The 7,772-nt window shown below is 49.7% G+C and carries 5 protein-coding genes; 3 read left to right on the top strand and 2 right to left on the bottom strand.

What is annotated here, in order from left to right; genetic code table 11:
* The coding region (locus P9L94_09340) for a hypothetical protein (protein ID MDP8244270.1) at positions 1-193 on the top strand (193 nt) is incomplete at its 5' end.
* Here the strand turns inward: P9L94_09340 and P9L94_09335 are convergent.
* Positions 190-951, bottom strand: a complete 762-nt coding sequence (locus P9L94_09335) for a TatD family hydrolase (protein ID MDP8244269.1) — start codon at positions 949-951, stop codon at positions 190-192. The genes P9L94_09340 and P9L94_09335 overlap by 4 nt on opposite strands.
* Before the next feature lie 4 nt (positions 952-955).
* The gene (locus P9L94_09330; protein MDP8244268.1) at positions 956-1,726 is read right to left on the bottom strand and encodes a sulfite exporter TauE/SafE family protein; all 771 of its coding nucleotides are present in this window, start codon (positions 1,724-1,726) and stop codon (positions 956-958) included.
* 222 nt (positions 1,727-1,948) lie between these two features.
* Here P9L94_09330 and flgK point away from each other — a divergent pair, with 222 nt between their 5' ends.
* Positions 1,949-4,978, top strand: a complete 3,030-nt coding sequence (gene flgK, locus P9L94_09325) for a flagellar hook-associated protein FlgK (GenBank protein MDP8244267.1) — start codon at positions 1,949-1,951, stop codon at positions 4,976-4,978.
* A gap of 15 nt (positions 4,979-4,993) precedes the next feature.
* Positions 4,994-7,720 (top strand): flagellar hook-associated protein FlgL, encoded by a 2,727-nt coding sequence (gene flgL / locus P9L94_09320; protein MDP8244266.1) that lies wholly within the window; start codon positions 4,994-4,996, stop codon positions 7,718-7,720.
* Positions 7,721-7,772 lie beyond the last annotated feature (52 nt).

The following is a 7,772-nucleotide window of genomic DNA, read 5'->3' as shown; positions in this document are numbered from 1 at the left end:
TCAGGCATGGGTACAACTCTGCTCGCTTCAGTGCGGGCTTTCAAGCCCTTATGCACAGGCGCTCCCAGAGTTGCACCTATGCTTGATTGGTTTGTCAATTTTTGATATGCCGGAGCCCGTTTCTGAATCAAAAAAATGGCCATCCATCAAGGTAAGTACTCACTTACCGGATGAACCTTTATTTAGATATTAAAGACAGAAAACTTTGCAGGCGTTTTGGTAGGTTAATTCTGATATGTCTTCAAGCGTCTTGTGGCGTAGTTGCGCAATTTTTTCGGCTGTATGAATAACCATTTTGGGTTCGCATTGCTTTCCCCGGTGAGGGGTTGGCGCCAGGTAGGGAGCGTCCGTTTCAATCAGGAGGCTCTCATTTGGAACCGCCGCCGCCGCTTGTTGGATTTCTACCGCCTTTTTGAACGTCACAATCCCTGAAAATGAAACAAAATAGCCTTTATCCACCGCTGCTTCCATCAATCGCATGGTTGCTGTGAAACAATGCAAAATTGCTGAATTCGGCGGCTCTTCATTCATGATCTGGATGAAATCGTCGTCCGCATCCCTCAGATGAATGACAATTGGCTTATTCAGTTCGTTGGCCAATTGGATTTGTTGTTTAAACCCTTCAATTTGCTCTTCTTTTGGTCCAACAGGGTAATGATATTCTAACCCGGCTTCACCAATTGCGACTACTTTTTCATGTGCGGCGAAGTCGCGAATCTGATCAATGTAGCCTTTTGGAGTTTTGCAGATATCGTGCGGCGATACGCCAACCGCTGCATATAAATATTTGTGCTGTTCTGCGATTTCAATGGCTTTTTTGCTGGTTTCCAGATCATAACCAATGACAACGGCGCGAGTTACGTCCGCTTGTTGCGCTTCGGCCCAGGTTTCATCGACGCGCCCGTCAAATTGGGGCGAGTTCAAATGAAGGTGACTGTCAAACAATGGCATTTGATTACACTCCCAACAGTTTGCCGACAAAATTGAAGCCGGTCGTGTATTGAAGTCCTACAAGAAATAGCACGACGTATATCACTGAATTAAAAGCGGTTTCGTTCATGTGCTTGTTCATCCAGACGCCCAAAAGCGTTCCGATGGGGACAATGGGCAACAGCATTGCGCTTGTAGACAGTCCATCCAGGCTAATCAAGCCCATAATGGCAAATGGAACCAGTTTTAACGCGTTCACGATGGTGAATAGAACCACGGTTGTTCCAACATACAGTTGGCGTCCAAGGTTTTGAGGGAAAAGATACATGGTGGCGACAGGACCGGCTGCGTGTGCAAAGGTTGACGTGAGACCGACGCCCGCTCCGAAGAGCCAGCCGTGCCATGCTTTGGGTTTATAGTCGGTTAACTCTTTCATAATCCAGGCTTTGCCTAATTGGTAGACGACAAATAAAATCGAAATGACGCCGATGCCAAATTTCATTTGCTCATTTGAAAAACGTCCAATAAAGAAACTTGCCAAGGTGATTCCTATGACAACGCCGGGCAAAAGGTGTATTAAGTTTTTGATATCAAAGGTTTTGCGGTAGTGAATCAGTGAAAAAAGATCGCAGGCGCACAAAATAGGAAGCATCATCCCAACAGCCGCCTTACTATCACCAACGGCATAAATAAACAGAGGAACCGCTGCAATTCCGACTCCACCGCCAAACCCGGCTTTTGCGATTCCAATTAAAATGACGCCTGACGCGGCCAAGAGCCAAAAACTTAAATCCATAAGGAGGGAATCCTTTGTTGATTGATCGTTTTACTTTGAGGGTAGCAATATAAAATGTGCTTTTGGATTTAACACGGATTCAGAAAATCACACAATGACTCAAGACTCTGCGTCTTCGGCACGGTGATTGCACAATATAGAGGAATCTGGGTGATAATGAGGCTTTTCCCGGAAAATTTTGCCGATCCTGGAAAAATAGTGCTGGATCGATGAGGCGAAGCGATGGTTTCCTTGTATGGGATCCTTAATTTAGGCGTAAGAGGCGTTAGCGCTGCTCAGGCGGGGATCAACATCACTGGTCAGAATATTGCCAATGCGAATACGGAAGGCTATACCCGTCAGCGCATAGATCAGCAGGCAACCACCCCATTGGTGACGACAAGCGGCGCCTACGGGCAAGGCGTCGAAATTATCTCCGTTGAGCGCCTGAGAGACCGCTTTATTGAATCGCAGATTCGGGAATCTCGCAGCGATACCAAATTTAATGAACAACTTGATAGCATCTACGTTCAAATTGAAACCATAATCAATGATCCGCTGGCCCCAATTTCGGACACGTTGGATAACTCTTCAAGCAGCGGTTTGAATAATCTGCTTTCGCGCTTCTTTCGGTCGATGAATGATCTTTCGTTGAATCCCGAAGCGCCGGAAGTTCGTTCGGCGGCTATCGAGAGCGGGCTGTCGCTTGCGCAAACCTTTAATCTGGTCGGCGATCAACTACGCACTTTGCGAACGGACCTGAATGGTCAGGCTTCGCGCCTAGTTGATGAAGTGAACCGGATGACCAATGAGATCGCCGGTTTGAATCGCAGAATCGCCGTGTCGGAAGTCGGCGGCACGGTAAACGCGAATGATTTGCGCGACCAGCGCGATTTGTTGCTCTCGCAGTTGTCAGAAATTATCCCAATCACTACTGAAGAACAATCAAACGGCGCGATTGACGTGAATTTGGCGGGCGAGCGTATTGTTGACGGCGTAAGCAGCCGTGAAATTCTGAAAGAGTCAACCGAATCGCCGGATGATTTGGAAATTTTCCGTTTACGAATTGATGAGACAGGTTTAGACGTAAAAGATGAATTGATTCGCGGCGGAGAGTTGGGCGCAGTGTTGCAAGCGCGTGATGAAATTGTTCCGTTCTTTAGTGATGAAATTGATACTCTGTCGCGCGGCGTCATTTATGAAGTCAATAAAATTCATAGCGCATCCACTGGTTTGGATGGGTATATCGAAATTGATAGTCACTTCGTGATGCCAAGTGGTTCAACAGCCCCCGATACCGTACAGACTTTAGGCGAAGTGTTTAATAACCCACGCTTGCAGAGTGACGCTCCTCTTGGCGACTATCCGTTTGGAGTGCAGAACGGTTCATTTACTGTTCGCGTAGCGGATGAAGACAATCAAACCCGTGATACATACGACGTGCAAGTTAACATGGATGATACCTTGTTTGAGATTGCGGAACGTATTGATCGCAGCGACGGCATTGTCAGTAGCGTCCGTTCGGCGTTGACGTTTGACCCCGTATTTGTTGAACGCACCACTGCAACGATTGGGGCGACTGCGGCGGAACTTACAGCAGGGACGGCAATCGGCGCCTTGGCGTCAGTGGCTGGAACGCCGATCTCAGAAACGCCCGGCGTCTACACCCTGGAGATTGACGTTCGCAACACAGGCGGCGGCTTAGTGGACGCAGACCCGACAACGCCGGATATCGACCCGGTCACTGTCACCTTCGATGACACGATGACTTTAAACCAATTCGCGAACGCAATTCAGAATGCCAGCAATCAAACGGTGCGCGCGGTTGTGGTGCCAAGCAAGGCGAATCCCGGCATTTCTGTATTGCAACTCTCTGCAATCAATGAGAGCGAATCGTTTTCGATTCGCAACGATACATCGGGGATTATGAAAGCATTTGATTACCCGATTACTGACCCCACCATCCCGCTTGCAGGCGGAGTGACGGAGCGTGCAGTCGGGCGATTTTTTGGACGTTCGGACACATCGTTTCTCGGCGGAGGAACGCCTGCGTTCTCACCCGCGTTTCCCGGGCCGCCTCCATCTGTCGTTCGTGGGGGAAGTTTTGAGTTGGTCGTTTTAGACAATAACAATATCCCGACGATTTCGACAATCACCATACAGGCGGGGACCGTTGAAACCATCGACGACGTTATCGCTGAAATCGAAGCGGCGGACCCGAATTTGTCCGCCTCGGTGAATGCGAATAATGAATTAATCATTTCATCCAGCAATAACCGTCAATTCTTTATTCAAAATGACCAGACGGGATTGATCAAAGGGCTGGGACTTCAAGATATTAACGGCTTTGGGCAAATTGGCGGGCAACCCTTTAGCGAAGGCAGTTTTGAAATCGTCGTCGCGAATGACTCGGGCACGGTGACGCACATTGTTGAAGTCCCCATCGCGGCTGATCCATCGACGGTCGGCGGCGTCCTCACATTGCAGGGAATCGTTGACCAAATCAATCAGGCGACCGGCGGCTCGAATGTGCCGATTTTGGCTTCGATTGAACGCGACCCCAAAGATGATTCGCGGGATATTTTAAAGATTGAATCGCTGGGCGATTTTGAATTCACGTTTCGCAGCGACGATAGTTCCATCTTGTCTGCGTTGGGATTCACGGCGGGGGCAGTATTAGACCCAACCGGCGATAATCCAATCCAGGGCGCGGAATTTCCTGTGGCGCTTGGCGACAACATTGGCGCGTTGGTCCGCGCGGAGATCGTCGATGGCCGCCAGTTGACAATATCAACTTCAGACAATGAGAGAATTACCTTCACGAATGACGACAGTTTCTTCCTCGCCGCTGCGGGAATTAACGGATTGTTCCAGGGCAGCGATGCGCGAAGTATGCGAATGAACAGTGAAATCATAGAAGATAACGATCTATTAGCCACTTCAAAAAGCGGCCTGCCGGGCGACAACCAAGGCGCTGCGCTGATGGCCCAACTTGAAAGTAATCGCGTACTGAATGGACGAACGCTGAGTGAATTCTACCGTTCATCCATTTCAACGCTGGGAATCGAAAGCAGTCGCGCCAATCAATTCTTTAAAACCAATGATGCAATACTTCGTGAACTCGTGAATTTTCAAGAACAGAAATCCGGCGTATCGCTTGATGAAGAATCGGTCAACATCATTCGATATCAGCAGGCGTTTCAGGCTTCGGCGAAAATCATTCAAGCCGTCGACGAAATGATTAGCATCGTGATTAACCAAATTGGACAGTAAATTGGAGATTTCGGCATGAGAGTTACGCTCAATATGCTCAATGACCGGACGTTGTATAACTTGCAGAACAACATGGCGCAAGTTGCGCTCCTGCAAGAAAAACTATCAACGGGTCGCCGCATCAACCGCGCCGCCGATGACCCGGTTGATTTTCCAACTGATTTAGGATTGCGCGCATCAATTCAACGCGGCCGCAGTTATACCCGCAATGTTGAAGGAGCGCAAAGCAATTTGGAATTAACAGAGACAACGCTCAGCAGCGTAACGGATGTGTTGCAACAAATTCGCACTCTTACCGTACAAGGCGCCAGCGACTTTGATTCAGGAGCCCGTTTGGCAATCGCAGAACAAATAAAAGTATTACGCGGCGAAGTCTTTGACTTGGCCAACGCAAATTATAACGGGCAATACATTTTTGGCGGCAGTCAAACGCGCGAACAAAGTTTTATTAATAAAGACGGCGCCATCATATTTCAGGGCGACGACTTTCAACGCGCCGTTTCGATCAGCGAAGCGCAAACGCTCGCTTCAAATCTGACGGGGCTTGATACCTTTATTCATTCTCCCAACACAATCACGGGTTCCACTTCAATTGAAGACATTGATCGCCCTTTAATTGAACAGATCGCCTTAGCGCATCCTGATTTTCCCAACTTGCCGATTGTGCCGGACAAGACGCCGGGCGCTCAGGTAAGCCCCTCGCCGAACCCCGATAACTATCCTGGCTCCAGCCCCAATAATCTTGCCAGTTTCACTGTACACGGCGTCGAAATTAAAGTTGATATTACAGTCGATTCGTTGACCGACGTTCGAGACCGCATCAATGCCAAAGTGAAAGACGTCACCGCGACGATTAATGACCGCAACCAACTTGTCATTCAGTCGAACCGTTCGGATGCGCTTGATTTACAAGACGGCGTTCATTCAGTCGGTTTTGAGCCAGACCCGCCGCAAGGCCTGAATCTATTGGGGGCGCTGGGCTTGCATCGGCGCGTCGAAAACGGACGCTCTTTGGCGCTGGGGTATCCGGCAAACAATCCATTGACGGATTCGACGCTGGATCCAACGCCTGCGCGCGGCATCGTTCGAGTTGAGAACAGCTCGTTTCTATTTGCCGTATCCAACAGCGGCCCCTCAACGAACCCCGCGAACCCATTCGGCGACAACCTCTCGCTAACCAATGTAGACGAGAACGGCGAAGAAGTGTTTGTTGACGCCGATACGCCTGAATTTATCAATGATCTCGAAGCGATACGTATTACGATTGATGATGACGTCATTGACATTGATCTTCGCGCATTGACGCAAGGTCTCGATTTTGACGGCACCTTAGGGAACGGGGACGACGTGCCCGGTTCGACTCTCGAAGATTTGTTGGAACTGATTAACAACAATCCTGAGTTAAAAGGGCGCGCAACCGCCTTTATCAACGAAGACCAAACGGGCATCGGGTTTACCGCTGTGGGCAGCACCGATGTTTTCAAAGTTGAAAACGTCCGCGCGTTATTTGGACGCGATGTCACGACCCGCGTGGCCGTTGATGCAATCACGGGCGACATTTCAACCACGCGAACGGAACCCATTACCACCGAAACATTACTCGCAGACTTGCCGGGCGCTTTGATTGACCCGATCACCGGCAGCCTCGGCATACGCCAACCGGTTCCGCCGCCGGCAGGGCAGCCGCGTAACACGAACGAAGGCCTGATCTCAATTCATAACGATGGGCGCAGCGACACGATTGACTTGCGGGACGCTGAAACCATTCAAGATGTTTTAGACGCATTCAACGATGCGAAAGTAGGCGTTATCGCCGAAATTAATCCTTCTAGAACCGGGATTACCGTCACCTCGCTGACTGGTTCAAATGAAATACTGAGCATCGTTGATTTGAATGACGGAACCATCGCCCGCGATTTGGGGTTGTTTGATCCGCCCGGGCCAATGCGCTTACGGTCTGATCCGGGTTTTGCTGGAACCGACTTCGTGTCTGACGTGGCGCCGGACGCGAACGCCGGGGAATTTAAGATCGAAGTTCGGGATGGGGCTGGCGCGACATTGGAAACGTATTCAATCGCCGTCGATCCAAACGATACGTTAGACGATATCGTTCGCCGAATTGATGAGGCCGATGGAAAGCCAGGCCCCGGAGGCGGCTTGATTACTGCAAACCTCGTTGGCGGCGTCATCAATGTTTTGGGCAATAACGACGCGCATAATATCGTGATTGATCCGGCGAATGACACCACGGAAACCGACCCCACCCGTCAGTTCACGCGTCTTCTCGGCATAGATGGATACACCGTCGTGACCGAGGGCGCGGTTGATCCTGCGGTGCCTTATATCAGCCAGCAGAACACCGCCAGCATCTTAGGCGTTGATTCGGTGGGAGTCATTAACGAAGAAGAAGAACACAATGTGTTTCTGACTTTGGAAAAGCTCGAACTCGCATTGCGCGCTGACAATACCGAAGGCATCACCCAAGCATTGGAAGACATCGACATCGACCTGGAAGCCATTTTGAGCCAGCGTACGACGCTTGGCGCCCGGATCAATCGTCTTGAAAATGCCAATGCGCGTTTGCAAATAACGGAAGATTTTATGCGGGAAGAACTCTCGCAAATTGAAGACGCCGACCTGGCGGAATTGATTACGGATTTGACGTTGTCGCAAAATGCGTTTGATGCATCTCTGCAAGCAGCGGGCCGAATTGTTCAGCAGTCGCTCATCAATTTCATCTAAAAACTATAAGAATGATTCAAAAAAAAAGGGGCTAAGCAAAGCCCCTTTTTCA

The sequence above is a fragment of the Candidatus Hinthialibacter antarcticus genome (assembly GCA_030765645.1).
GTDB classification, from domain to species: domain Bacteria; phylum Hinthialibacterota; class Hinthialibacteria; order Hinthialibacterales; family Hinthialibacteraceae; genus Hinthialibacter; species Hinthialibacter antarcticus.
Note: the sequence above shows the minus strand (reverse complement) of the source record. Positions and strands in the feature narration are given on the sequence as shown.